Origin of the sequence: Pedobacter sp. Leaf216 (assembly GCF_001421515.1) — a bacterium.
Taxonomy (GTDB): Bacteria; Bacteroidota; Bacteroidia; order Sphingobacteriales; family Sphingobacteriaceae; genus Pedobacter.
The window spans coordinates 218,013-244,062 of record NZ_LMKM01000012.1 but is presented as its reverse complement, the minus strand read 5'-3'; the positions used below and the strand labels follow the sequence as shown (position 1 = coordinate 244,062).

Here is a 26,050-nt window from a genome sequence, read left to right as displayed (position 1 = left end):
ATCTGCAATCAACTGTAAACTGTTAACTGAAAACTGTCAACTGTAAACTGACTATGCTTCTATTGTAAAAGCACTTAAACTTACAAATTCCTGAATTCTGGCTGCAACTTCTTCATCTGTTAAATTTAATAGCTTTTCAGTTCCAAATTTTTCTACGCAGAACGATGCCAATGCTGAACCATATATGATTGCATTTTTCATATTATTAAAGCTAATTGTGCCTACTTTTGCCAAATAACCAATAAAACCACCCGCAAAAGTATCACCGGCACCAGTTGGGTCGAATACTTCAGCCAAAGGCAATGCCGGAGCAGAGAAAATCTGATCTTCATGGAACAATAAAGCACCATGTTCTCCTTTTTTAATAATCAGGTATTTTGGCCCCATGGCAAGGATTTTCTTTGCCGCTTTAACTAAAGAGTATTCGCCAGATAGCTGACGGGCTTCTGCGTCGTTAATGGTTAATACATCTACCAGTTTAATGGTTTCCAGTAAATCGTCCATCATAATATCCATCCAGAAATTCATGGTATCCATTACAATTAATTTCGGACGGTTTTTAAGGCGTTTAATTACCGTTTGTTGTACTTGTGGAGTAAGGTTTCCCAGCATCAAATATTCACAATCCTGATAGCTTTCTGGTATAACCGGATCGAAGTTTTCCAATACGTTCAACTCTGTAATCAAAGTATCGCGGCTGTTCATGTCGTTATGGTATTTCCCCGACCAGAAGAAAGATTTTTCGCCTGTTTTAATCTGTAATCCTTCGGTATCAATCCCATGCGAAGTAAAGGTATCAATATCTGCTTGATGAAAATCATCACCAACAACTGCTACGATTTTTGCTTTATTATAAAAGTAAGATGCGGCTAAACTTGCGTAAGTTGCTGCTCCACCTACAATTTTATCCGTTTTTCCGAAAGGAGTTTCAATAGCATCAAAAGCTACAGTACCTATGATTATCAGGCTCATATCTATGTGTTAATTTTTTTTTAAAATTTTTCACTGCAAATATTGCATAAATAATTTAAAAGCCCTAATATTGCATTCCCAAAACGAACAAGGCTATGTGCGCTATTAGTGTAAAAAACCTCGTTTTTAGGAAACAACCAGCACTCCTTCTTAGCTCAGCTGGTTAGAGCATCTGACTGTTAATCAGAGGGTCGCTGGTTCGAGCCCAGCAGAGGGAGCTCAGATTTTCAAGTCCGAAAATCGCAAAAAACCCCATTTCTAGCAATAGGATGGGGTTTTTGTTTGCATATAGGAATTCTTCTACCCACTCGAACACTTTCTCAATTACTGTTATTCGTCAAGTTTTACACTAATAAATGTCAAACTTTTCGAAAAACCTTTTGTCTCGTCCTGCTATAGCTTGTCATTAAAAACTGAAAAATGGCAACAAAAAGCAAAGACAAAACAAAAATTGCAACTAGAAAACCTTGGGGACGGTTAAGCGATGATCTGAAAGAGAAAATCATTTGCGAGATCAAATCCGGTATGCTCAGTCAGCGAGCAGCTGGACGCAAATATGGCTTACCTTCAAGTACCATTGGCAAATGGATGGAGAAACATAATTTGGCTATCTTAGTCCATTCTAAAACATCTTATGAACTTTCAGCGATGGACGAAAACCAAGAGACAAAACTTCTTAAGAAAAAGATCGATGAGCTAACAAAAGCTTTGGCTGATGCCCAGCTGAGAAATGTTGGATTAGAGACTATGATTGAGNTTTATTTTCCATATGATTAAATTAGCGTATAGCACTCCAATTATGGACAAAAACCAAGAGACAAAACTTCTTAAGAAAAAGATCGATGAGCTAACAAAAGCTTTGGCTGATGCCCAGCTGAGAAATGTTGGATTAGAGACTATGATTGAGGTTGCGGAAAGCGAACTTAAGATCAATATTAGAAAAAAGCGTGGTACCAAACGGTCTTAAGGATGCGGCAAAAACTACCGGATAAGCGTCTGGTTGAACTTTGTGCACTGTTTGGTGTAAGCCGCCAGGCTTATTATCTGGCGCAGAAAACAGCGATCAAAACTGATATTTCCCACATGGTGGTATTGGCCTTGGTGGCTGAATTCCGTACAGCAGTTCCATTTTTGGGAACAAGGAAACTGCTATACATGCTTTCTCCGGAAATGGAAAAGCATAATATAAAGATGGGGAGAGACCAGCTTTATGATCTTTTGAGATTTCATGGACTACTTATACGGCGGAGGAAACGTTCCGTAAGGACTACTGACTCTAACCACTCTCTAAAAAGATACCCGAATCTCATAAAACATATGATGCTCTCTGCCCCGGAACAACTATGGGTAAGTGACATAACCTATATTCGTACGCAGGATGGCTTTAGCTATCTAAGCCTGATCACAGATGCCTATTCCAGAAAGATTGTAGGGTTTGCACTCCATCCGAACCTTGAAGCTACCGGCTGTATTATCGCTCTGGAGATGGCTATCAACGGGAGGAAAAAAGACTCACCGTTCATATTGGTTCATCATTCGGACCGGGGGATACAATATTGTTCTAAAAGCTATACTGAGCTTCTTAACAGTGACAGAATTGCAATAAGTATGACTGAAAGTGGTAGTCCCTATGATAATGCTTTAGCCGAACGTGTTAATGGAATAGTGAAAAATGAGTTCTTCCCAAAAAAGATATATAAGGATCATAAAGAAGCTAAAAAGAGCATTGAAATCATTATCAAAAACTATAACGATAAAAGGCCCCACGGTAGTCTGGACTATCTTACACCTAGCAAAGCCCATGATATGTCTGGTGAGATAAGCAAGCGTTGGAAACACTATCCTTATAAAAAAAAGGGCATGCAAGAGGAGTCGCAGGAGACCGTCTGAAAATACAATCAGAAAAAACCCACAGCAATTCTTTTATTAATAAATTACAAATTGTACAATTGTAAAGTAATATCAGAATTAACACAAAAGTGGTGTAAACTAATTCCAGTATTACCACCCAGAAGATGTAAACTAATTCTAGTATTATAACTCAAAAACGACAAGTAAAATCAGGACGAGTCAATTTACATGGGGGTTCCGCTAAAAGTGGCCACTGGTTTTCATCCATCGCGGCCATCTTTTTCGGCCTATATTGTTCACTAGATTTCGCTCGAAAGTGGCCACTCGGCTCATTTTAAGCGGTTTTAAGCTTCTGAAAAGCGGGGCTGGGCTCAATGATTGTTTCGCCTAGAGAAACCGAAATGGAGATGTTCTAATGGCCTTAAAATCCAAAATTACATTTCTTATTCTGATGTGTTTTTAAACATGGGCTGATTTGTCTCAAATTCTGTCCTGGAAGGCCGTTTTTCTTGCAAAACCATCTTCTGTGGAGGATTGAGAGAACAGATGTAGGAAAGATAGATTGGGAAATGAAGGTAAGGAATCTGGGAAGATTGGATATATTTGGCTCAGTCTTTACGATTCCATCAAGACCGGATGGTAAAAAGCGGGGTGTACAGTTTGGAATGAAAACTGGTGCACACTTTTAGCGAAATCCCCACTCTTGCATTGCCTTGTAATCATTGTCCACACTTTCATTTCTTTCTCTGGAGTAATATGGCTTATCTCAGGCAACTGTGATTAACATAGCACGACCTCTTATCGCATCAAATCGGTCGCAGTGTTCTAAAACAAGAATGATTAAGTTCCTATCATCATTTTCTTTGCTCACCATATTGTGTATCCATTATGTCTTCAAGGTCATACGAATGCCTAGACTATCCATCTATTCTAATTTTTTGAGATTACAATTAAACCTTCGTTTTTTTGTAATCCAAATTATCAAAAATTCATCATCAAAACCTAAAATTTTGGTTTGAATAATGGAATGGGTTTATGATAATCGGCAAAAAGAAAAAGAGATATTGAATGCTTATCTGGAACGGTTTACTTTCCTTAAAGGCATCGGCATTTGCTCACAATCGATTATCAGAAAAAGAAGGCTTTTTTTTCAAAATACTTGCCTGATAATATTAATTAAGCCCAAACTTTCCTTCTTTGAACTGGACCGGTGTAATACCGCTTTTCTTTTTAAATAATCGGGAGAAATATGGTGGGTTTTCAAAGCCTAGTTGGTAAGCCGTTTCTGATATAGAATTATTAGTAGCTAACAAGATGTTTTTAGCTTTGTCTATCAAAAATATATGAATATGGTCAAGGGCTGTCTTACCCGTCTCCACTTTCAGTTGATCGGTTAGGTAACGTGTAGATATGGCCAGTCGCGATGCCATGTACCCAACCGTGGGTAAGCCTTCTGTGATCAGTTTACCGCTTTCCTGATATTCCCTCATAATCAAGTTAAATCTGGTGATCAGACTTCCCTCATAATCCGCCCGATTAATGAACTGACGTTTATAGAATCGCTGAGAGTATTTTAAAATAGAATCGATGTGCGTTATGATGATCTCTTTGCTGAATTCGTCCTGGTTATTATGGTATTCCGACTGGATTTTACCATAAAGTTCCCAGATGTTTTTTTCTTCAGCTACCGATAAGTGTAGGGCCTCACTAACTTCATAATCAAAGAAACTATACTTGCTTATTTCAGAATGTAATTTTGTGTTCAACAAATAATCTTCATGTATTAATATTAGAAAACCTTTCTCTGATAATACCAAATCCGCAAACTCAATGATTTGCCTAGGTCTTACATAGATCATCGAACCATTATCATTATCATACTTTCTGCGTCCGTACCGAAAATTGCCGGAAACGAATTTTTTGAAACTGATCAGATAAAAATCCCCACTAAACTTGTTTTTTCCCAGCGAACTGCTCCTATAATCCTGGCAGGTCATGATGCTTAACAAAGGGTTTTCAGGCCGCTGAATTCCGCTGTCATCATGTAAGGCGTTCAATGTTGTATAGTGCTTCATATGCATGTTATAAAATGACGAAAGCCAAACGAATGTCATTTGGTCTTTCGTTACAAAAACCGGTTACTTTTGGGCAGCAATGGAAAATTCCTTCCAAGCTTCCCATTCCGCAAGGCGTTTGGCATAAACCTCTGATGCAAAGGTATAACCTACTTTACCAAAAAATACACGAAGCGGAGGATTTTTCGTATTCACGATCTCTAAAATAGCAGGTATGGTCGCTAATGGATCACCCATCGTGTCTTCGTTAAAACCTGCAAGGACTGCATTTTTTACATCATCATAAATGTCGATAGACCCACTGTGCAGAGCCGAATCACCCCCAAAATCAGTTGTGTAGGCGTTAGGCTCAATAAGGGTAGTGTTGATGCCCAGGTGATTCACTTCCCCAGACAATGCTTCTATGATGGCTTCCAAGGCAAACTTCGTTGCATTATAGATGCTCATAGTAGGAATGCTAACAATTCCCAGTAAGCTGGATAATTGTATAATGTGACCGCTCCGCTGTGCTCGCATAATCGGTAGCGCAGCTTGTATAATCCAAAGTGAGCCATATACATTTGTTTCGAACTGATTCTTTACATCAACTTCATTCACTTCTTCTACCGCACCAAAAAGGCCGAATCCGGCATTGTTGATCACTACATCCAGTTGTCCAAAAGTTTCTTTAGCAAAGTTTACCACTTCGATACATTGCGTCCTGTTTTTGACGTCCAACTGAAGCGGCAATACCATATTGCCAAATTCTAACACGAGGTCCTCTAGGTCGGCCAAATTTCTTGCGGTTGCCACTACCTTGTTACCCGCTTCCAGGAACGCTTTTGCCCAGAGTTTCCCGAAGCCTCTGGAGGCTCCGGTGATTAAGATTACTTTACTCATCTGTTTATTTATTTTATGATTCAAAGTTGCATCAGTCGTGGCCTTTTCGACTTATACAGATGTATCCATTTCAGATACAAAAAAACGGTAGTGGCAAAAGGTCAAAACTGCCCGATGAAAGGATTTTGCCATAAATCAAACGAAACCACAATATTGAAATCAATGAAAACCTAATTCGTCATAAGCAAAGCATGGAGAAAACGAACAGGAAGAAGGAATGTAGAGACAAACATCGAATGGTATAAACCTACTAAATACAAAGAGGCTGCATCATCTAATTGGATACAGCCTCTTCATTAATTAAAAGATTCAAACAATAACGGCAATATCAATTTTTATTGGCTGAGATTCCGCTACCGAAAGAATAATCCTCGGCAGTTGAATGAGAATCAAAAATGATCATCACATCTTCAGGACGAACACCTGGAGATTTTGACAAATGTTCCACTATCGATTTAAAAGCTGCATCTTTTTCTTCGGTTCTCCTTGCATTCGATTTAACTTCCACAAGTATAAAATCATCAGATCTCGGGCCTCCACGATAATGTCTGTCATAGATAAATGCCCCTGGTTCTAACTGCAAAAATCTCTGGAACAAATCATTCGGCGGCAACATATAGGATTCAAGTAATGCGTTATTGATACTACCGGAAACCTGCTCAATATATTGTTGAGGTTTTCCTTTTGTTAAAGTTACTGTTACTAATGGCATCTTTTTTTTGTAAAAATCCTCTGACTGTATTGTCACAGGACATGCACCTGCATATCCAAATATATTAAATAAGAAGTATTATTATAATACTACTTTTGCAAATGACATTGCTTGTACAAATACAGTTGATAACAGTATAGAGTGGTTGAATATTACGTCGATAACCAACTTTATAACTCGTGATTATGTTATAAATCACAGTTACAGAAAGATCAAACCGATCTACCTATTATGATGCTATCGATAGATAAGAGATAAGATTATCCTGAATTATAATATTATATTTTAATTGAATTGGGCTTCCTTTGAAATTTCCAGATACCTTTAGTGTAAGAACATCCCCAGCATCTGTATGCTCAAAGCTTATTGGCTCGTTTTGCGTATTGTATTCGCTATTGGTTTGTTCATTCCATGCTTTAATTTCTTGGGATCCTTTATGGTGTTTTCCTTCATCAAACACCTCTGCCTGATCCATGAAACAGGCTACAAACGCTGTGCTGTCATGCTCATTCTGACTGTTGATCAATGCGGTAATTATTGGTGGCAATTCTAAATTCTTGATTTCCATATTTTATTATTTTTTTAATTGAAATTAAATTGTTGGTAATGTACCTCCGTCGATGACAAACTCTGTCCCGGTAAGGTAAGACGCTCTGGGGGAAACGAGGAATCCAACCAACTCTGCCACTTCTTCTGGCTCGGCAGGTCTGCCCATGGGAATTCCACCTAAAGAATCCATCACCCCTTGTGTTGCTTCTTCTATTGTTACACCTGAACTTTCTGCTAAGCGTTCCATCATTCTAATTGCAGAAGTGGTTTTAATCCATCCCGGAGACACTGTAAGTACTCTTACTCCTTTAGATGCGAGTTCATTAGACAAGCCCTTACTGTAATTTATTAATGCTGCTTTTGCGGCAGCATATGGCAAAGTTGAATCATATAATGGCAGCTTCCCTTGTATAGAAGCAATATGAATGATGCAACCTGACGCTTTTTTCAGCATTGAAGGTAAAAGGCCCCTATCAAGTCTAACAGGTGCAAAAAAATTAGTTTGCAGCGTTTGCTCCCAATGCTCATCTGTTAATACGCTAAATCCGCCCCCGGGTGTTTCAGAACCGCCCATATTGTTAATTAGAATATCTACCCCTCCAAACAGTGATTTAATTTTTTCTAATACTTGGTTTGTACCAACTACTGTACTAAGATCCGCGGCGATAAATGTGAAGGCATCATTTATCTTTTCGGGATGATTACGCGCCGTGACGATAACTTTTGCTCCCGCCTTGACAAGTCGCTCTGCGATTGCCTGTCCCGCACCTTTTGTACCACCTGTAACCAAAGCGATTTTTCCTGCTAATTCGTTGTTATGATTATAATTTTCCATTTTCTTGTTTTTATAAGGCAAAATTGGAGGATAAGCGCGGGTGAAACAAGTACGGAAAAACGATTCAATAGGGACAAATTTATCCGTATAGACATTCTTGAAGATATGTTTTACCTTTGCAATATGGCATATAAGAAAAAAATACAACCATCACTTAACTGCGGTCTGGACGTATTGGGAGAGGTTCTTTACGGGAAATGGAAAATACGTCTTCTATACTTTATTAATCAGGGTCATAAACGGCCAGGCGAATTACAGCGCCAAATCCTAGATGCATCAAGGCGAGTCTTAAATATGCAACTGAATGAGCTGGAGGCACATGAATTGGTGACCAAGAAGATTTTCCCTCAGTTACCTCCTAAAGTTGAATATTCTTTAACGACCATGGGTGAAAGTTTAATGCCAATAATTAATGCCCTTGGGCAATGGGGAGACGCCCATCAGGAAAAGTTAAGTGCAGTAATTAGGCAAGCAGCCATAAATGAAACCAAAGTAATATTGATAAAAACAGAATGATGCTGCAGTATTAATGAAAACCGTGGGCCCTTATGGCAACTTCTTTCCAGTCTTCAAACTCAGCAATACGTGCCGAATAAACATCTTTTACTGCCGCGTAGGCATTTTTCCCCAATAAAAAATGTAAAGGTGGGTTATCGCTGTCAATGAGCTGTAGAAAAGCTGACACAGTGTTTTCAGGTGTCCCATAGGTATCAGGAGTTAGTGAATCTTCAAATTCTTTTTTACCCAGAGAATAAATTTCTTGAGGCTCTGTGTGAACTGAAGATATAGTAGCCCAATCAGTTGAATAGCCATTTGGCTCTATTATGCTGACTTTTATTCCAAAAGCTTTAGTTTCGCTAGCAAGGGTTTCACTCAAACCATTAACTGCATATTTTGAAGCATTATACAAACCAAGAAATGGAATAGTAATTAAACCCAGGAAGCTGGAAACCTGGACAATGTGTCCACTTTGCTGGGCTCTCATTATTGGTAAAACTGCCTGCGTAATCCAAAGTAGACCAAAAAAATTAGTTTGCATTTGGTTGCGTGCCTGCTGCTCCGTAGTTTCTTCAACAGCTCCGAACAAACCAAAACCCGCATTATTGACCACAACATCAATACGTCCAAAATGATCTTTAACTTGTTGAACAGCGGCAAAACACGCTTTCCGATCATCCACGTTAAGTTCAATTGGAAACACTGCACTTCCAAATTCCGTCACCAGGTCATTTAAATCCTGAAGCTTTCTCGCTGTTACAGCAACTTTATCACCACGCTGTAGAAGAGCCTTTGCCCATAATTTACCGAATCCTCTTGAGGCCCCGGTTATTAATATAATTTTTACCATTTCGTTTTATTTGATTGATAGTTTTAAGTTCTTCTTTCAGTAGTAAGTGGAATAGGGCAATTTGCTACAAGTTCAATGCTAAATTCGAATAATGGCTGCCAATGATCTCTACAGAAAGATTTGGGTGCCTTAACTGCGCACTATCCATAGCCTGTCTCCAGGCTTCTTCCGGTTCATTACAATCTAGCTCAGCGACTATAGCAAAATTTATAGCAACTTTTTGGTCTAAGACCCGAAAAACTTTTTCATTTATCCCTAACGGACATCTGTTATTATTTTTCATTTTGATTTTTAAGAGAGAAGGATTAATAAAGCCTCCTCTCTTTTAATTAAATTATTAGTCATAACTGGCCCTACCTCGACGGTATCTCTCTGCCTGGTTAGAGAATAATGGAAGAGTTTGTCGAAAACTAAAAGCGTTTTCAAATTACTAAGCTTGTAATATCAGTCTTCAGCGAGAATTCATTCAGACATTATAATAAAACTCCGAGGATTCTACACACCAATAGCATCATTTCCCTTTTGCGGCAAAATCCGTCCTGTGCTAAAGAAATATTCGCGCATGCCAGTTTCAGATCAATATTACGACTACACTTTGCTGAATGTCAATCTTAAACATTTATTTTTCACAGCTAATTAATTCGTTAATAAATAACCTGTTCCCAAACTATTGTTTTTTTGATTCTGATTATAAAGTAAAGTCAAGCAAGACTTTTTCGCCTTTGATAGAATGTTCTACAGCTTCGCTAAAGGCACTTAGCGGATAGCAAGCTGCTATAGGCACATTGATGGAGCCGGATGCCATTAATGAATCGGTTTCCCGGGCAGCGGCATCTAGCTTTGGAAGAAATTCAGACAAATACATCCAGAAACCATGGATTTTTAAACGTTTAACAATAAGATCTACCTGGCTTACCACTAAAGGTTGTCCGCTTAAGACAGCATAAGCTACCAGATGACCTCCCTGTCCAAGAATTTGGGCTAATATTGCAGAGGATTTTCCGCCTACCCCATCAAGACCCAGCTTAATATTAGCACCGCCAGTAGCCTCTTTTACTTCTTGTACAACAGTTTCACTTTCTACTGCAACAACATCCGCACCTGCCTGACGGGCAGCCTCAACAGCCTCAGGTCGCCTAACAATTGCAACGCATTTAATACCCCGTGCCTTAGCGAATGTGAAAATTACATTAGCTATACTTGAGTTTCCTGCATTTAAAACTATCCAATCACCTTGTTCTAGCTTGGCATATTCATCAAGTAATAGTATAGCTGTAGGTGGATTGATTGATGCCATTGCAGCTTGTTTGGGATCAGATGTCAAAGATAATGCAAACAATTTTTCAGCTGGAGCTTTAACAAATTCTGCCCAGGCATATGTACCAAAAGGTAATACAACCCTATCGCCAACTTTAAGATGATCTACATCTGGGCCGATCTCAGTGATTACGCCTACACCTTCACCACCGATCACGGCAGGCAATTCAGGCTGCACAAAGTAAACACCCTTAGCCACCATCAGGTCGCTAAAGTTAACTGGGCTATATTCCATTTTAATGATCACCTCACCTGAATTGGGTGCAGTGGGTGTAGGGATTTCTACTAGTTTCAAATTTTCTATCGGATTTCCAATAGCTGTTAGGTGAATTGCTTTCATGATTTTTTAATTAATAATAATTGAGTTCATTACAAAGTCATAATTTGTCACTTGATAAAATGATGTTACATATTAGCGAATGCAGATACTGCAACTTTTTTATTGGCAACATTTATGTGTACATTTGTGGTATTATTTCGATACCACAAACATAAACACAAAGTAGTATTAAAAATGTACTACTTAATTTAATGACATTATGAAAACAATTGGAAGCAGATCGACATGTCCTGTAGGCTACACACTGGACGTTTTTGGAGATAAATGGACTTTGTTATTATTGAGAGATATGATTTTTGGAGACAAAAATTCCTGGCTCGAATGGAGGGCTTCTGACGAACACATTGCGCCCTCGGTTTTATCAGACAGAGTCAGTTTACTATTGGATGAGAATTATTTGATCAAAAAGGTTTCTGAAAGCAATGCTTCCAAGTTTCTTTATTATTTGACGGATAAAGGGCTTGACCTGATACCGCTGATGGTAGAACTGATGGAGTTCGGATGTAAATACAATCCAAAAGGCGGATCAGCATACTGGATGAAGAAGATCGAAGCCAGCAAAAAGAAAACTATTCAAGAGCTATATGAGAAAATGCTTGCTGCCCGTAGAGAGGCTTTTCCCGTAACTTAAAGTAATTTAAGATGTAGTATGGTGTACACAACCTTTCAAAGTAAAACGGTAAAATTCAAGGTATCAAATTACTAATCATTTGAAAAGGGTATAGTGATCTATGTCATTGATCAGCTATTTAAAAGTCTAAATCTGCATCACTGCTAATCGTTTGCTATCATCTTTCCTGAAAGAGTAGTCAAAGCAATATCAAATCGCAAGTAGCGAGGCTTAGAACCAAAATTTAATTATGGTAAAAGTTAAGGAATTGGGAAATTATGTGCAAAAAGAAATTCTTATCTTCATAAAAAAAACCGTTACAAATACATTACAAAATTTCTTTGATAGGTTGTAACTAATTGGCAAACATATTGTTAGCAATGGGCGGCGTCCGTCTGTTAATCAGAGGGTCGCTGGTTCGAGCCCAGCAGAGGGAGCCAAAAAGCCAACTTTCGAGTTGGCTTTTTTCATTTAAGGCTGGCGAGAAGTTCTTCGACTCCGCTCAGACTGACAATTATCAATTAAGCCATCGCGTATTATAAAATAACCGCAGCTTTGATAATATCAGGGCACGATAGAAAAATATAAGCTCATATAACCTTTCTTATATCTTTAGAAAGTTTTTTGAATTGCTGTAGTAATTCCTAAATTTAAATTAACTAATAGAATGGGCATATAATATCCTGTTATTTTAGACCAGCATATATAAAAGATTGTTCCTGCTAATTATAACCCGATGAATGCTAAAGTTGATTTTTATTTTAACAAAGCCAAAAAATGGCAAGAGGCGGTTATTATATTAAGAACAATTGCCCTTGATTGCGGACTTAACGAAGAATTAAAGTGGGGCTGTCCATGTTACACGTTCGAAGGAAGCAATATTGTTTTAATACACGATTTTAAAGAATACTGTGCTTTTTTGTTTTTTAAAGGTGCTTTATTGAAGGATGAAAATGGCATATTGATCCAGCAGACGGAGAATGTGCAATCGGCAAGGCAAATTAGGTTTACCAGTACATTGGAAATAATCGAGTTAAAACCTGTTTTAAAAACCTATATCTATGAAGCAATTGAAGTAGAAAAGGCTGGATTAAAGGTAGAATTGAAAAAAACTACAGAATATGAAATTCCGGTAGAGTTTCAAAGTAAATTAAACAGTATGCCAGATTTAAAAACTGCATTTGAGGCATTAACACCCGGACGGCAAAGGGCTTACCTATTACATTTTTGTGCACCTAAACAAGCCAAAACCCGCGAGAACAGAGTTGAGAAATACCTGCCGCATATTTTAAATGGAAAAGGGCTGAATGACTAACTCTGGTGATTACACAATTTTTTACCCAAGTTATGAATGAAATAAAGACCAATAAAAAAGAGTTATCGTTCGAACAGACCGAAGCGCTCATGCAAACCTTAAAAAACCGTTTTGAAAAAAATATGAACAGGCATAAAGGTATGCAATGGAGCAATGTGCAGCAAAAACTCGAAGCCAATCCGCAAAAGTTGTGGGTACTTGATGATATGGAAATAACTGGAGGTGAACCTGATGTAGTCGCTTATGATAACGCCACAGGCGAATATGTTTTTTTCGATTGTGCTGCAGAAAGTCCCAAAGGCCGCAGGAGTGTTTGCTACGATTTGGAAGGTTTAGAATCCAGAAAAGAACATCAGCCGGCTGATAATGCAATTGATATGGCCGCGGCTATGGGTATTGAACTTTTAAATGAAGAGCAGTACAGGGCTTTGCAGCAATTGGGAGCGTTTGATGTGAAAACATCAAGCTGGATTGTTACCCCTCCTGAAATTAGAAAACTCGGCGGAGCGTTATTTGCCGACCGACGTTATAATCATGTTTTTGTATACCACAATGGTGCGCAATCATACTATGCCGCCAGAGGTTTCCGCGGTTCGTTAAGGGTTTAATTACAAAAGCTTTTCATAGCAAAAAAATCGTAGTCCTGGGCGTTTGGCAAGACTGATTTCGCCGCTAAACTGATAGCCAAGTTTAGGAAAAAGTGCTTGAGTGGCTTTGTTTTCGCTATTCGTATCAACCCTTAAAATGGTAATATCTGATGATTTAGCCACAACTTCGGCCTGCATCATTAACGCTTTGGCAATGCCCATTCCCTGGCAATCGGGATTTACTGCTAAACGGTGCGTAACAATGGCTTTATCATTAATATTCCATCCCGCATCGGCATATTCCGGATCCTGATCTGTTGTAATGGCCGAAACCCCAACAATCTGCTCTTCCAGCTCGGCAACCCATAACTGATTTATGGTAATATCGGCGGTAAATACTTCAGGATTCGGATAATCATTTCCCCATTGAAAATTTCCGGCAGCCTGCATCAACGGCACAACCTTGCTTACCAACTGCATTATTTGTGGTATATCTTGTTTTTTAGCTAATCTAATTGTCATTATTGCAAAGGTAATACATAAGGTTTATTGGTTCAATAGCGAGTTGCTTATCTGAGTGGAACAGTTAATTTTTTTAAAATCAGTTAACTGGTAACAGAAAACCGCCAACTGAAAACTGCAAACTTCATCAAATCTTCATCTTTGACTTTGATATTTGAGCATATTGCTCTAAATCTTATTCCTGCCCGAAACCGGGCTGTTAAGGAATTGTTTTCCTATTATTTATTTTCCGTTTTTATATTGTTAACACAAGGTTAAACTTAATCTGATGTTAATATTGAATTAACATTAAGGCTGTTGTTTTGTACCAAAATAAAATAACAGAAAATGAAATCACGTATACTATCCCTGGTAAGTATTCTTGTGCTACTGGTCACATTTGCTCAGGCGCAGGTTACAACATCCAGCATTAACGGAAAGATTAAGGATAACAAAGGCATCATCCCTGGGGCAACCATCGTTATGGTGCACGTTCCAACAGGTACAGTATCAAAAGGTTCGTCGAACGAAAACGGCCTATACCGCATCGGCAATTTAAATCCCGGCGGACCATACAAAATCACGGTAACCTTTGTTGGTTATAGTCCGGTTGTTAAAGAAAATATATACTTAACCCTGGGTGCTGATGTTAAATTGGATATCGATCTTCAGGAGCAAGGCAACCAATTGGCAGAGGTAAGTGTTAAAGGTCAAAAAGGCGGAACAAAATCTGGCGCAGGTACCAGTATTGGCGAAGGGCAGATAAAAACCTTACCAACCATGAACCGCAGTTTGCAGGATGTAACAAGAGTTACCCCTCAAGGCAGTAAAGACAATACCTTTGGCGGTACCAATTTTAGGTACAATAACGTAACCATTGATGGTGCGATTAATAATGATGCCATCGGTTTTAGTCCCTCATTGGGTGGGCAGAGCGGAAGTTCGGGCATGCCTGGAAGCAGTACACGTACCAATCCCGTTTCGCTTGATGCCATTCAGGATGTTACCGTTTTGCTTTCTCCTTACGATGTTAAAGTGGGTAACTTTTTAGGCGGTAGTATTAATGCGGTAACGCGTGGCGGTACAAATGAAGTGGTAGGATCGGTTTATGGCTATGGCCGTAATGCTTCGTTAATCGGCAGGAATAAAATTGGCGATAACAGCAAAGAGCCTTCTGCTTTCCACGATTATCAAACTGGTTTCCGTGTAGGCTTTCCAATCATTAAAGATAAATTGTTTTTCTTCACCAATGAGGAGATTACCCGCCGTCAGGATCCGGTAATTTTAGGTGCAGGATCATCGGATATGAAATTGCTTACCTTAACTGAGGCGCAGCAGATTTCTGACCGTATGAAAACCGCTTACGGCATTGATGCAGGTTCGTTTGGCAACTACAATATCTATTCACAATCGAACAAATTCTTTAACCGTTTAGATTGGAATATCAGCGAAAGCACGCAGTTGACCATTAGAAACAATACCATCATTTCGAAAGCCACAAACTTAGAAAGAGATCAGTCTAACTTTAGGTTTGGTGGTATCGATTTTAGGCAGAACAACAATCAAACTTCAACAGTTGCCGACCTTAAAACACGTTTCGGAAATTCAGCTACAAATAACTTAATTGTAGGTTATTCTACCGTTCACGATTACCGTGATCCACTATCTAACCCAGCTGTACCGCAAATCGAAATTGCTTCCAACGGTGGAACGTTGTTTCTAGGTACCGACCGTGAGGCCAGTATCTTTAACATGAAACAAAACACTTTCGAGTTTACCGATAACTATACTTACAGCAGCGGTAACCATACTTTTACCGTAGGTACACACAACGAGTTCTATAAAATTAACTATGGTTTTGTAAACTCATGGAACGGCCGTGTAGCTTATAGCAGTGTTGCAGATTTTCTGGCCAATCAGCCAAACAGGGTACGTACAAGTTATAATTATGATGACAATACCCGCGATAACATTATTGCCAACCCAACTGCAGAATTTAATGTGAACATGTACAGCGTTTATGGTCAGGATGAAATCCGCATAGGCGACCGTTTTAAATTAACTCCAGGTTTACGTTTCGATATGGCAAACTTACCAGATATGCCTTCGTTAAGTTCAAAAACCACAAACTCTCCGGTTGATGCCAATTACGGAACAACTTATACGTATACACAACCCTCGTCAATTACTGGAAAATTTTTAAATAAAATTCAGATTTCTCCGCGTGTAGGTTTTAATTTCGATGTATTGGGTAACCAAAGTTTGGTAATGCGCGGTGGTACAGGTTTATTTACCAGCCGTGTTCCTTTTGCATGGATTGGTTATGCATATTACAACAATGGTGTAAACTATGGTGCATTTGATAAATCGTATGTTTATACCAATTCAGATCCAACCAAAATTGTGAAACCTGCAGCAGGTTCAGACCCGATTAAAGATGCTTTAACTGGTAATGGCGAAGCAGGTTATGTAACCAACCAAGGTGTTAATGTTAAAGATGCCAAAGGTGCAACACAGGTAGATTTGGTTGATAATAACTTTAAAATGCCAAAAGCATGGAGAAGTAATTTAGCTTTCGATTATAAAACTGACGATCAGTGGAAATTTACCGTTGAAGGAATTTTTAGCCAGGTAATCAAAGATGTGCAGTTTCAACAGATCAACTATGTAGATAACCCTACTTACATGGTTTACGATACGCAAAAACAACAGCCAATTTACTCAGGTACCAAAATTAATCCATTGTACACCAATGCCTATCTTTTATCTAATACCGATAAAGGATATAAATACAGTTTAACCGCTCAGGTAAGTAAATCGCTTCCTATTGGTTTGGATATGATGGTGGCTTATACCTACGGAAGATCGAAAGATATTGCGAATGGTATCCGTAACTCTATGGAATCTAACTGGCAGTTAAACCAGGCCCTTAGTCCAAATAATCCAGGTTTGGCTTATTCTAACTTCGATATCCGCAACAGAATTATCTCTACCATCAACTACAGGTTAGATTGGGCTAAAAATGGTAAATATGTATCTAACTTCTCGTTATTTTTTAGTGGTCAATCGGGTTCACCATATTCATTGGGCTTAGTGAATACGAGAATCAATGGAACCGGACAAACGGTAAGTTTAATGTATGTGCCAGCTGTAGGCCAAACACAGAAATTCTTTGCCAATACACCTGATGGTATTGCACAAGCTTCGGCGTTCGATAACTACATTAATGGTGATAAATATTTAAGTAGCCGCCGAGGTGATTTTACCGAGCGTAACGGTGCACGTACCCCTTGGAATGTTCAGGCTGATTTCCGTTTCTCTCAGGATATTGAGGTGGCTAAAGGAAAACACCCGCATGTACTTACTTTAACTTATGATATTGTTAACCTAACCAATTTGGTAAACAAGGATTGGGGAATTCAATATTTTTCTCCTAATACGTATAACTCTATGGCCAGTATGGGTATTAAGGTTCAAACGGCAGGTACACCAACGGCCTATCCGGTATATACCTTCGCTCAAAAAGATGTAACCTCTTATTCGAAAGATTTCTTTGCATCACGTTACCAGATGCAATTGGGATTGAGATATAGCTTCTAATCTTTTTTTAACTAATATATAGCGGTCTGGCCTCCAAAAGGTCAGGCCGTTTTTTTTGTCAGTGGTCGCTCGTCACCCTGAATTTATTTCAGGGTCTGTCATGCAAAGAAGATGAATAAATCCGATAGCTATCGGATACATAACTTATGTTTTTAGTTAAAGACAATTAAACCTTTCCCGTGCTCGGCCCGTCAAAATGATACACACAGCATAAAGCTCGAATTATTTTTTCACTAAAAAGGTTAGGTTATGAAAAAGATTGTAAATGCATTGCTCTTATTGGTTATGGCAGTTAATTTTAGTGCATGCGTGGTAAGTGCACGTGCACCACGCGCCCATTGGGTACCCGGCCATTATATTGTTGGCCCTTATGGTGGCCGTCATTGGGTAAAGGGCCATTACCGATAATAAGTAAATTAATCAGATCAATTTGGTTTGCACCTGTCACATTGAGCCTGTCGAAACAATTTAAATAATTTTAAGTATTTCCATCGGCAGGCTCATGGTGATAAATCTAAATTTGACGCTTCGCCCTCAAAAAAAATGTGTTTAAACGTAACTAATGCGATGGTTGGAATCAGATTGTAGGAATAAAATAATACATTAGCGTCATTAATACACTTTTAACATGCAGGAAGAAATTCTTTTACAAATAAGCGTTAAAATTAAGGAAAGACGCAAAGAACTTGGCATTACCGTTCAGGAACTTGCAGATAAGGCAGAAGTAAGTAAAGGCCTTATTTCTCAGATCGAAAATAGCAGAACCATCCCATCTTTAATGGTTTTGATGGATATAATCAAAAGCTTGCAAATTGATTTGAACAGTTTTTTTAAGGATATCAACTTCCATAAAAAAGATGCCCCTGTACTGGTAAAGCGAAAAGAACAATATCAGAAATTTGAAAAAGAACAAGCCGTTGGCTTTAACTATTCGCGTATCTTAACCAAGAACATTAAATTTTCTACAGCAGATTTTGTATTGCTTGAGCTTGAGGTAAACGCCCAACGCCCAATGGTTAAAACTGAAGCTTTCGAATTTAAATATATGATTGAAGGCAGGGTTGAATATCAATTTGCAAAAAAGAAAATCGTTTTAGAAAAGGGTGATTCAATGCTTTTTGATGGAAGGCTTTCGCATACTCCTGTAAATGTTGGCGATACCAAAGCTTTAATGCTCGTGGTATATTTCTTCGAGTAGCAATTTAGTAAACAATGTTTATAAATACTTAACAAATATTTACCTTCATGTTCATAAACCATTCCTAGTTTTGGGTGGTAAAATTATGAATATGAAAAAAATTTTAAAAAGTATTGTTTTGTTGCTCTGCGTAGCCGTTTTGGCACAGGCTCAGCCAAAAAAAGTTAAACATGTTGTATTAATCGGTTGCGATGGCTTTGGGGGTTATGCCCTGCAGGAAGCAAATATGCCCAACCTTAAAGCACTAATGGCAAATGGCTCGTGGACAGATAAGGCACGTTGTGTATTGCCATCATCAAGTGCGGTAAACTGGGCTTCTTTATTAATGGGCGCAGGGCCTACTGAGCATGGCTACACTGAATGGAATAGTAAAGTGCCAGAAATTCCTTCCATAACCAAAACTTCTTATGGTTTATTTCCCGGAATATTCAGCGTAATCAGGGATCAGAAAAAGCAGGCTAAAACAGCTATAATTTACAGTTGGAATGGGATCGGTTACCTGTTTGAAAAAGAAGCTGTAAATATTATCGTAGATGGGAAGGAAAAGGACGATTTCTGCGCAGACACTGCTGCGGCCATTATCAAAAGAGAAAAACCCTATTTTACTTTCCTACATTTTGATGAGCCTGATGAAACCGGCCATTCTATCGGTCATCGTACACCAGCCTATTACAAACAGCTCGAACTGGTAGATCAGCGTATTGGAAAAATTGTTAAGGCAGTTAATGATGCTGGTATTGCCGGAGAAACTGTTATCTTAGTTACCGCAGATCATGGTGGTACAGGTAAAGGACATGGCGGAAAATCACTTGATGAAGTGCAGATTCCATGGATTATTACAGGGCCTGGCGTACAAAAAAACCACGAGTTAAAAGATGCCATTATTACCTATGATACTGCCGCTACATTAGCCTGGCTAATGGGGTTAACTGCGCCGCAAAGTTGGAGGGGAAAACCAGTGTTGGTAGCTTTTGGTAAATAATTTTTGCCAACGTTTTTAAACTTAACAATTTAATAACTTTGACTTTGTTTACAAATAATAAACATTGTTTACTATTGTTTAAATTATAATAGCTATGTTAATTAAGTTTGTAAAGTTTTATAGCATGGGCAAAACCTTCGGTGCAGCAAATACAGCTGACAAGTATATAAGTGTGCAATATTGGAAATCGTTAAGCTAAAGATGAATTTACTTCAAATTGCCCGCAAAAAAGCATTAAACTGGCCATATTGGTTAATTACAGTGCTTGGTGGCGTTGCAGCCTTTGGCTGTTATACCAGTATGTATGCTTTCAGAAAAGCATTCGCATCAGCCACTTTTGAGCACCAGGAATTTTTGCATATTGATTACAAGGTGTGGCTTGTTATTGCGCAGATGGTAGGTTATACCCTCAGTAAATTTTATGGGATCCGTTTTATTTCCGAATCCGGGAAAAGCAACCGCGCCAGAAGCATTATTTTTTTAATTGTTTTTTCGTGGCTTGCACTGCTTGGCTTTGCCCTTGTACCTGCACCTTACAATATTGTATTTCTTTTCCTAAATGGTTTCCCGCTCGGGATGATCTGGGGCCTGGTATTCAGTTACCTCGAAGGTAGAAAAACCACTGAGTTTATGGGAGCGTTAATGTCGATCAGTTTAATCTTTGCCTCAGGTTTTGTAAAAACTGTGGCACGTACATTAATGAGTTTTGCAGCCGTAAGTGATTATTGGATGCCTTTCCTTACCGGTTTGGTTTTTTTGCTTCCCTTGTTCCTTTTTGTATTTTGTTTGGAGGTTATTCCACCGCCTTCAGCAGAAGATCAGGCTTTGCGTACAAAGCGGGTACCGATGGATGCAAAACAACGGAAAGCTTTTATCACCGCTTTTTTGCCGGGTATTATTTTAACCATTATCATTTATGTACTGCTTACCTGCATCCGCGACATGCGCGATAATTTTGAAGTTGAGATATGGAATGGTTTGGGTATACACAACAACCACATTTATACGCAGATAGATACCTTAATATCGGTTGTGGTATTGGTAATGATGGGACTTTTAATTCTCATTAAAGATAACCTTAAAGCCTTTACCGTAATACACATCATGATTATTGCAGGTTGCTTATTAATTGGGGTAAGTACATTCTTTTTTGACCGTGGATATATTGGTCCGGTAAGTTGGATGGCTTTGCTTGGTATGGGGCTTTATATGGCTTATATACCTTATAATGCCATTTTTTTTGAGCGGATGATCGCCAATTTTCATTACAAAAGCAATATCGGTTTCATTATGTATGTGGCTGATTCTATTGGTTATGTAGGAAGCTTTTCGGTGCTGATGTTACATGAATTTGGAGGAACCAATACCAGCTGGATGCATTTCTTTAAACAGTGTTTGTTTGCTGTGCCGCTAATTGGTGGGGTATGCAGCGTACTTTCATTGATTTATTTTAGAAGGAAAACATTGGCTACCAATAAAAAGATGCAAGCTGCAGGAAGCGTGGTTTTAACGGGGAAATAAAAAAAGTTTTGACTGCTTTTTGCCATTTATCGTCATTTCGAGAAGGCTTTTTCAGCCGACGGAGCAATCTTTATAGTGGCCGTAAAGCATGAAAGATTGCTTCGTTGTTCCACCAGCAATAACGGCTTTTCTATTTGGAGTTTGTTAATGGTAACTGAGCGCAACGAAGTTGAGGCGGCTTTTATAAACAGTATCGTCATTCCTAACCCGATAGCTATCGGTCGATTGGGAATCGTAACGTAATAGGCTTAAGATTCCCGCCTGAGCGGGAATGGCGAATAATTTTTAAAATATTTTAACATCGATGAAGATGCTATTTAAAGCATCTCGCACAAAAACATAAACAAAAAATGAATAAACATTTCGATCTTATTGTAATTGGAGGAGGAATTTTAGGAACATTTCATGCTTACCATGCTTTACTTTCTGGCAAAACGGTATTGCAGCTCGAAAAAGATAATTTTCCGGTAGGTGCTACAGTACGCAACTTCGGCCAGGTAGTGCCATCAGGTATGGAAGCCGAATGGTTTGAGTATGGTGTTGCAGGCCTGGAAATTTATAAATCCATTCAAAAAGAATTTGATATCTCTGTGCAGCAAAATGGAAGTGTATATATCGCTTCCGATCCTGATGAACAGACACTGATCCATGAGCTTAAAGCACATTACGATACGATAGGTTACGAAACAGAGCTGCTTAGTCAGGAAGCTGTTTTAAAAAAATATCCTGCTATAAAAGCTTCCTATGCTAAAGAAGCCATTTTTTTTCCTCAGGAAATTAGTGTTGCGCCAGATCAAATGATTTACCGACTGCATACCTATATGCAAACCAAGTTTAAAAACTACACACTTCAATACAATAGCCCAGTTACAGCCTGCGAAAGCAAAGGAACCGGTGTAGAGGTTGGTTTAAGAAATAAAACAGCACTTTTTACAGCAGAAAAGGCCATTATTTGCAATGGTTATGAATTTAAACTCCTTTACCCTGAGTTATTTAGCGAAAGTGGAATTGTGGTGAGTAAATTACAGATGATGCGCAGCATCCCTATGGCTAGTGTAGCTTTGGAAGGTAATATTTTAACAGGGCTCACCACCAGGCGTTACGAAAGTTTCGAGCACTATTGCCCTTCTTTTAAAAGCATTAAAACTCCTGAGCATTACGAAGAACTGAAAAAATGGGGCATCCATATGTTGTTTAAAAAAGCAGCTGATAATACCATTATCATTGGCGATTCACATGTATATGCAGATGTAAACCATTTTGATGATCTTGGTTTTGATTTAAGCCATTACATAAATGAGCTCATGTTGGAAGAAGCGGCGCGTATTGTTGATTTTGATGTGCGGAAGCTCCAAACCACCTGGGCAGGATTTTACCCCCAACACCCCACAAAGCACATTGTAACTTATGATATCGACGACCGCATCCACATTCGCACCGCTATTGGCGGTAAAGGAATGACGGCTAGTGCAGGTTACGCTGCTGAAAGCATTAAGAAAATACTTAGTTAACAAATACTAAACAAAAATAGTGTTATTTGTTAACTAAAAGTTGGCATTAGGCTAACATGCATACCTTATCATTGCATCTATAAAACCTAAAAAAACTTATAGATAAATGAAACATCTCTACAAGATGAAGATGTGCATGTTAGCTTTATTGCTTTTATGCCTCACGCCCTATTTTACATGGGCACAAACAAAAATTACCGGTCAGGTAAAAGATGATGCACAGCAGCCAATTCCTGGCGTAAGCGTAACGGTTAAAGGAACCAAAAAAGCAATTTCTACCGATCAGTCTGGCCGTTTTACATTAGATGCCCAAACTGGTTCAACTCTAGTGGTAAGTTCTATCGGCTTTCTTCCGCAAGAGGTGCAGGTTACAAGTGCAAACCTTACTATAACCTTAAAAACAGATTCAAAAAATCTTAATGATGTAGTGGTTACCGCGCTCGGTATCCGCAAAGAAAAGCGTAACCTGGGTTATGCCATTCAGGAAGTTAAAGGTGCCGATCTGGTAAAAGCCAGGGAAGCCAACCCCGTAAATGGATTGGTTGGTAAAGTTGCTGGTTTAACTGTAGGTGTATCTTCAGAACTTTTGGGGCGCTCATCGCTTTACCTGCGAGGTAATGATGTAAACCTGGTAGTGGTAGATGGGGTGCCGATCAATTCGGATACCTGGAACATCAATCCTGATGATATTGATACCTATACTGTGCTTAAAGGCCCTGCTGCAGCGGCACTTTATGGTTATCAGGCTTACAACGGTGCATTATTAATTACCACCAAAAGAGGTAAGCTCAGCGATAAAGGCTTTACTGTAGAACTAAATTCGAGCACGCAATTTAACAAAGGATTTATTGCTTTACCAAAAAGTCAGGATGAGTATGGTCCTGGTGAACACAGTGCCTATGCTTTTGGCGATGGAAAAGGCGGTGGCTTAAATGATGGAGATTACGATATCTGGGGGCCAAAATTCGAAGGTCAGTTAATTCCTCAATACGATAGTCCTGTTATAAATGGCGTGCGCCAGGGTACTCCATGGGTGGCCCGCGGTAAAGACAACTTAAAGCGTTTTATCGAAACCGGATTGCTATCTGCCAATAACATTGCGCTATCATCTGCAACGGATAAATACAATTTGAGGGTTTCCATCTCTAATAACTACCAGAAAGGAATTATACCGAATACCAAATTAAATATCAATAGCTTTAATCTGAGCGGTTCTTATAACATCAGTCCAAAATTAAAGGCCGAAGCATACATTAACTACAGCCGCCAGTTTTCTGATAATATTCCTGATGTTAACTATGGCCCAAACAGTGTGATTTATAACATGACGCTTTGGGGCGGTGCCGATTGGAATATAGATGACATGAAAAACTATTGGCAGCCGGGTAAAGAAGGCATCCAGTCTGTTTATGCAGAATACCAGCGTTACCACAATCCTTATTTTATGTCGTATGAGTGGTTACGCGGCCATAAAAAGAATGATATCAATGGTTATGCATCCCTTAACTACAATGTAACCAAAGGATTGGATGTGTTGTTAAAAACACAAATATCGACTTACGATCAGTTACGAACCGAAAAAATGCCATTTTCTGCTCATCCTTATGGACGTGAAGAAGGTTTGGGTGATTACAGGGAAGACCGTCGCAGCATGTTCGAAAACAATACACAGTTGATTTTAAAATACAACAAAAATGTTGGCGATTTATTCGAAATCAGCGCTTTTGGTGGAGGTAATGCCCGTAACTTCAGTTATAACTCAAGCTTTACCACTACCGATTATTTAAATGTTCCTAACGTATACAACTTCTCAAACTCTAAAAATCCGGTAAAGGCATTCGATTTTAATTCGAAAATGTTGGTATTAAGTGCTTTTTACTCGGTTGATTTAAGTTTTAAAAAATACCTTAATATCAATACCACTGGCCGTGTTGATAAGAATTCTGCTCTTCCTCCTGGCAATAATGCGGCATTCTATCCTTCAGTTTCATTAAGTTCGGTGATTTCTGATTATATAAAAATGCCTGCTTTTATTTCTTTTGCTAAAGTAAGGGCATCGTATGCCAACGTTAAAGACCCTGGTTTAGGTACGCAGGATTTTATTGGTGCCACGCCATTGCAATCTTATCCTGTCGGTTATGGTGCAGAATACTCATCATCATACGGTGGCCCGGGTTATGGTTTATCTTCGCCATATAGCATCAGGCCGACTTATAATAACCAAACAGGTGCCTATTATACCAATAACCTGATTGACCTCAATGCTGTAAAAGCGCAGAGCAGAACCAATTATGAAGGAGGTATCGATTTAAAGTTTCTTAAAAACAGATTGGGTTTCGAAGCCACTTATTTCAGGTATATCGACGGTCCTAAAATTATCAAACAAAATATTTCAGCAGCTACAGGTTACCAAACCAATACCATTAATGGCCGTAAAACACAAAACAGCGGTTTAGAGTTAAGTTTATCGGGCGCACCAATTATGACGGATAAGTTTGGTTGGGATGTAATGATCAACTGGTCTACCTATAAACAGGTTTACAAAGAACTTGCACCAGGTGAAACATCGGTTGATCAATTTTTTAAAACCGGCGACCGTATCGATAATATTTACGGTTCTGTGTTAGCCAAAACACCAAGCGGACAGGTAATTCATACTTTAAGCGGTACACCGATTTCATTACCGGTTAGCCAATTGTTGGGGCATGCCGATCCAAATTGGGTATGGAGCATTGGCAATAAATTCCGCTACGAGAATTTCTCTTTCAGTTTCCAGTTAGATGGTAAAGTTGGTGGGGTAATGCAAGATTATGTGAGGTTGAAATCGTTTCAGGGTGGCCGTCAGATCGAAACTGTTCAGGGTAAAATGGGCGAAGCCAGATATCAGGATTACCTGCGTGTAAATGATCCAAACTATAAAGGTACATGGGTAGGGGATGGAGTGGTTGTTGCCAATGGCGGCAAACTTAACTTCGATCCGGTTACAGGGGTAATTACCAATTATGGAGAGCTTTCTTTCGCGCCAAACACTACCCCTCAATTGTTGCAGGATTATTTGGGCGTTTTTTATGGTGCCAAAGAAAATACAATGATGAGCCGTACCTATGCAAAACTACGTGAGGTAACTTTTGGTTATCAGTTGCCTAAAAAATTGTTGGAACGCAGCTTCATCAAGTCGGCCAATTTCTCTGTAGTAGGGCGTAACCTGCTGTACTTTATCAATTCTACCTATAATGATGTGGATGTAGATCAATATTCGGGCAGAGAAGGTACTTCGTCGCTGCAAACCCCAACAACCAGAAGTATAGGTTTTAACCTGAATGTTACTTTTTAATACCCAGAACATA

23 protein-coding genes and 1 tRNA gene are annotated in these 26,050 nt (G+C 38.9%); 14 read left to right on the top strand and 10 right to left on the bottom strand.

Annotated elements, in window-relative coordinates:
* Positions 1-51: 51 nt before the first annotated feature.
* Positions 52-972 carry a PfkB family carbohydrate kinase gene (locus tag ASE74_RS10805; RefSeq protein WP_055908435.1) on the bottom strand — a complete coding sequence of 307 codons (921 nt, stop codon included), beginning with the start codon at positions 970-972 and terminating at the stop codon, positions 52-54.
* Between the two features lie 144 nt (positions 973-1,116).
* On the opposite strand from ASE74_RS10805, the gene ASE74_RS10800 reads away from it, so the two are divergent.
* The 3 genes from ASE74_RS10800 to ASE74_RS10785 all read left to right on the top strand — a co-directional run bounded on the left by ASE74_RS10800 (position 1,117) and on the right by ASE74_RS10785 (position 2,862).
* Positions 1,117-1,190: transfer RNA gene (locus ASE74_RS10800), tRNA-Asn, on the top strand.
* Between the two features lie 539 nt (positions 1,191-1,729).
* A partial coding sequence (locus tag ASE74_RS10790; protein ID WP_235526058.1) for a hypothetical protein occupies positions 1,730-1,939 on the top strand: 210 nt, incomplete at its 5' end.
* A gap of 2 nt (positions 1,940-1,941) precedes the next feature.
* The gene (locus tag ASE74_RS10785; protein ID WP_055908427.1) at positions 1,942-2,862 is read left to right on the top strand and encodes an IS3 family transposase; all 921 of its coding nucleotides are present in this window, start codon (positions 1,942-1,944) and stop codon (positions 2,860-2,862) included.
* A gap of 1,133 nt (positions 2,863-3,995) precedes the next feature.
* On the opposite strand, the gene ASE74_RS10775 is transcribed toward ASE74_RS10785, so the two are convergent.
* The 5 genes from ASE74_RS10775 to ASE74_RS10755 form a co-directional block, all read right to left on the bottom strand.
* Positions 3,996-4,898 (bottom strand): AraC family transcriptional regulator, encoded by a 903-nt coding sequence (locus ASE74_RS10775; protein WP_055908422.1) that lies wholly within the window; start codon positions 4,896-4,898, stop codon positions 3,996-3,998.
* 63 nt (positions 4,899-4,961) lie between these two features.
* On the bottom strand, positions 4,962-5,777 hold the full coding sequence (locus ASE74_RS10770; protein ID WP_055908419.1) for an SDR family NAD(P)-dependent oxidoreductase: 816 nt from the start codon (positions 5,775-5,777) through the stop codon (positions 4,962-4,964).
* Between the two features lie 328 nt (positions 5,778-6,105).
* The gene (locus ASE74_RS10765; RefSeq protein ID WP_055908416.1) at positions 6,106-6,489 is read right to left on the bottom strand and encodes a tautomerase family protein; all 384 of its coding nucleotides are present in this window, start codon (positions 6,487-6,489) and stop codon (positions 6,106-6,108) included.
* A gap of 229 nt (positions 6,490-6,718) precedes the next feature.
* Positions 6,719-7,057, bottom strand: a complete 339-nt coding sequence (locus tag ASE74_RS10760; RefSeq protein ID WP_055908413.1) for a hypothetical protein — start codon at positions 7,055-7,057, stop codon at positions 6,719-6,721.
* Positions 7,058-7,081: 24 nt separating this feature from the next.
* Entirely contained in the window at positions 7,082-7,873 is a 792-nt protein-coding gene (locus tag ASE74_RS10755) for an SDR family oxidoreductase (protein WP_055908410.1), read from the bottom strand.
* A 123-nt stretch (positions 7,874-7,996) separates the two neighbouring features.
* On the opposite strand from ASE74_RS10755, the gene ASE74_RS10750 reads away from it, so the two are divergent.
* Positions 7,997-8,389 (top strand): helix-turn-helix domain-containing protein, encoded by a 393-nt coding sequence (locus ASE74_RS10750; RefSeq protein ID WP_055908407.1) that lies wholly within the window; start codon positions 7,997-7,999, stop codon positions 8,387-8,389.
* 10 nt (positions 8,390-8,399) lie between these two features.
* Here the strand turns inward: ASE74_RS10750 and ASE74_RS10745 are convergent, their stop codons facing one another.
* From ASE74_RS10745 to ASE74_RS10735, 3 genes are all read right to left on the bottom strand, one after another.
* A complete protein-coding gene (locus ASE74_RS10745; protein ID WP_055908404.1) occupies positions 8,400-9,221 on the bottom strand; it encodes an SDR family NAD(P)-dependent oxidoreductase in 822 nt (273 codons plus the stop codon).
* Between the two features lie 64 nt (positions 9,222-9,285).
* On the bottom strand, positions 9,286-9,504 hold the full coding sequence (locus ASE74_RS10740; protein ID WP_055908400.1) for a hypothetical protein: 219 nt from the start codon (positions 9,502-9,504) through the stop codon (positions 9,286-9,288).
* 405 nt (positions 9,505-9,909) lie between these two features.
* Positions 9,910-10,878, bottom strand: coding sequence for a zinc-dependent alcohol dehydrogenase family protein (locus ASE74_RS10735; protein WP_055908397.1), 969 nt, complete (start codon positions 10,876-10,878; stop codon positions 9,910-9,912).
* 199 nt (positions 10,879-11,077) lie between these two features.
* Here ASE74_RS10735 and ASE74_RS10730 point away from each other — a divergent pair, with 199 nt between their 5' ends.
* From ASE74_RS10730 to ASE74_RS10715, 3 genes are all read left to right on the top strand, one after another.
* The gene (locus ASE74_RS10730; protein ID WP_055908394.1) at positions 11,078-11,509 is read left to right on the top strand and encodes a helix-turn-helix domain-containing protein; all 432 of its coding nucleotides are present in this window, start codon (positions 11,078-11,080) and stop codon (positions 11,507-11,509) included.
* Between the two features lie 715 nt (positions 11,510-12,224).
* Positions 12,225-12,803, top strand: coding sequence for a YdeI family protein (locus ASE74_RS10720; RefSeq protein ID WP_055908393.1), 579 nt, complete (start codon positions 12,225-12,227; stop codon positions 12,801-12,803).
* A 32-nt stretch (positions 12,804-12,835) separates the two neighbouring features.
* Entirely contained in the window at positions 12,836-13,411 is a 576-nt protein-coding gene (locus ASE74_RS10715) for a DUF4256 domain-containing protein (protein ID WP_055908390.1), read from the top strand.
* Here the strand turns inward: ASE74_RS10715 and ASE74_RS10710 are convergent, their stop codons facing one another.
* Positions 13,412-13,912 carry a GNAT family N-acetyltransferase gene (locus ASE74_RS10710; RefSeq protein ID WP_055908379.1) on the bottom strand — a complete coding sequence of 167 codons (501 nt, stop codon included), beginning with the start codon at positions 13,910-13,912 and terminating at the stop codon, positions 13,412-13,414.
* 327 nt (positions 13,913-14,239) lie between these two features.
* Here ASE74_RS10710 and ASE74_RS10705 point away from each other — a divergent pair, with 327 nt between their 5' ends.
* The 7 genes from ASE74_RS10705 to ASE74_RS10680 all read left to right on the top strand — a co-directional run bounded on the left by ASE74_RS10705 (position 14,240) and on the right by ASE74_RS10680 (position 26,037).
* Complete coding sequence (locus ASE74_RS10705) at positions 14,240-17,491, top strand: TonB-dependent receptor (protein WP_055908376.1); 3,252 nt, start codon at positions 14,240-14,242, stop codon at positions 17,489-17,491.
* A gap of 249 nt (positions 17,492-17,740) precedes the next feature.
* A complete protein-coding gene (locus ASE74_RS25000; RefSeq protein WP_200912295.1) occupies positions 17,741-17,899 on the top strand; it encodes a hypothetical protein in 159 nt (52 codons plus the stop codon).
* A 220-nt stretch (positions 17,900-18,119) separates the two neighbouring features.
* Complete coding sequence (locus ASE74_RS10700; protein WP_055908373.1) at positions 18,120-18,689, top strand: helix-turn-helix domain-containing protein; 570 nt, start codon at positions 18,120-18,122, stop codon at positions 18,687-18,689.
* 91 nt (positions 18,690-18,780) lie between these two features.
* Positions 18,781-19,671 (top strand): alkaline phosphatase, encoded by an 891-nt coding sequence (locus tag ASE74_RS10695; protein WP_055908370.1) that lies wholly within the window; start codon positions 18,781-18,783, stop codon positions 19,669-19,671.
* 201 nt (positions 19,672-19,872) lie between these two features.
* The gene (locus tag ASE74_RS10690; protein WP_055908367.1) at positions 19,873-21,192 is read left to right on the top strand and encodes a DUF5690 family protein; all 1,320 of its coding nucleotides are present in this window, start codon (positions 19,873-19,875) and stop codon (positions 21,190-21,192) included.
* A 350-nt stretch (positions 21,193-21,542) separates the two neighbouring features.
* Positions 21,543-22,703: a TIGR03364 family FAD-dependent oxidoreductase gene (locus ASE74_RS10685; protein ID WP_055908363.1), complete on the top strand. Its 1,161-nt coding sequence runs from the start codon at positions 21,543-21,545 to the stop codon at positions 22,701-22,703.
* A 106-nt stretch (positions 22,704-22,809) separates the two neighbouring features.
* Positions 22,810-26,037, top strand: coding sequence for a SusC/RagA family TonB-linked outer membrane protein (locus ASE74_RS10680; protein ID WP_082458740.1), 3,228 nt, complete (start codon positions 22,810-22,812; stop codon positions 26,035-26,037).
* The last annotated feature ends 13 nt before the right edge of the window (positions 26,038-26,050 follow it).

Bases quoted from the DNA above. Each gene is read 5' to 3' on its own strand.
- ASE74_RS10710 (WP_055908379.1), bottom strand. From the start codon at position 13,912: ATGACAATTAGATTAGCTAAAAAACAAGATATACCACAAATAATGCAG.
- ASE74_RS10755 (WP_055908410.1), bottom strand. From the start codon at position 7,873: ATGGAAAATTATAATCATAACAACGAATTAGCAGGAAAAATCGCTTTG.
- ASE74_RS10720 (WP_055908393.1), top strand. From the start codon at position 12,225: ATGAATGCTAAAGTTGATTTTTATTTTAACAAAGCCAAAAAATGGCAA.
- ASE74_RS10695 (WP_055908370.1), top strand. From the start codon at position 18,781: ATGAAAAAAATTTTAAAAAGTATTGTTTTGTTGCTCTGCGTAGCCGTT.
- ASE74_RS10685 (WP_055908363.1), top strand. From the start codon at position 21,543: ATGAATAAACATTTCGATCTTATTGTAATTGGAGGAGGAATTTTAGGA.
- ASE74_RS10700 (WP_055908373.1), top strand. From the start codon at position 18,120: ATGCAGGAAGAAATTCTTTTACAAATAAGCGTTAAAATTAAGGAAAGA.
- ASE74_RS10775 (WP_055908422.1), bottom strand. From the start codon at position 4,898: ATGAAGCACTATACAACATTGAACGCCTTACATGATGACAGCGGAATT.
- ASE74_RS25000 (WP_200912295.1), top strand. From the start codon at position 17,741: ATGAAAAAGATTGTAAATGCATTGCTCTTATTGGTTATGGCAGTTAAT.
- ASE74_RS10730 (WP_055908394.1), top strand. From the start codon at position 11,078: ATGAAAACAATTGGAAGCAGATCGACATGTCCTGTAGGCTACACACTG.
- ASE74_RS10745 (WP_055908404.1), bottom strand. From the start codon at position 9,221: ATGGTAAAAATTATATTAATAACCGGGGCCTCAAGAGGATTCGGTAAA.
- ASE74_RS10740 (WP_055908400.1), bottom strand. From the start codon at position 9,504: ATGAAAAATAATAACAGATGTCCGTTAGGGATAAATGAAAAAGTTTTT.
- ASE74_RS10690 (WP_055908367.1), top strand. From the start codon at position 19,873: ATGAATTTACTTCAAATTGCCCGCAAAAAAGCATTAAACTGGCCATAT.
- ASE74_RS10765 (WP_055908416.1), bottom strand. From the start codon at position 6,489: ATGCCATTAGTAACAGTAACTTTAACAAAAGGAAAACCTCAACAATAT.
- ASE74_RS10760 (WP_055908413.1), bottom strand. From the start codon at position 7,057: ATGGAAATCAAGAATTTAGAATTGCCACCAATAATTACCGCATTGATC.
- ASE74_RS10805 (WP_055908435.1), bottom strand. From the start codon at position 972: ATGAGCCTGATAATCATAGGTACTGTAGCTTTTGATGCTATTGAAACT.
- ASE74_RS10785 (WP_055908427.1), top strand. From the start codon at position 1,942: ATGCGGCAAAAACTACCGGATAAGCGTCTGGTTGAACTTTGTGCACTG.
- ASE74_RS10680 (WP_082458740.1), top strand. From the start codon at position 22,810: ATGAAACATCTCTACAAGATGAAGATGTGCATGTTAGCTTTATTGCTT.
- ASE74_RS10750 (WP_055908407.1), top strand. From the start codon at position 7,997: ATGGCATATAAGAAAAAAATACAACCATCACTTAACTGCGGTCTGGAC.
- ASE74_RS10715 (WP_055908390.1), top strand. From the start codon at position 12,836: ATGAATGAAATAAAGACCAATAAAAAAGAGTTATCGTTCGAACAGACC.
- ASE74_RS10770 (WP_055908419.1), bottom strand. From the start codon at position 5,777: ATGAGTAAAGTAATCTTAATCACCGGAGCCTCCAGAGGCTTCGGGAAA.
- ASE74_RS10735 (WP_055908397.1), bottom strand. From the start codon at position 10,878: ATGAAAGCAATTCACCTAACAGCTATTGGAAATCCGATAGAAAATTTG.
- ASE74_RS10705 (WP_055908376.1), top strand. From the start codon at position 14,240: ATGAAATCACGTATACTATCCCTGGTAAGTATTCTTGTGCTACTGGTC.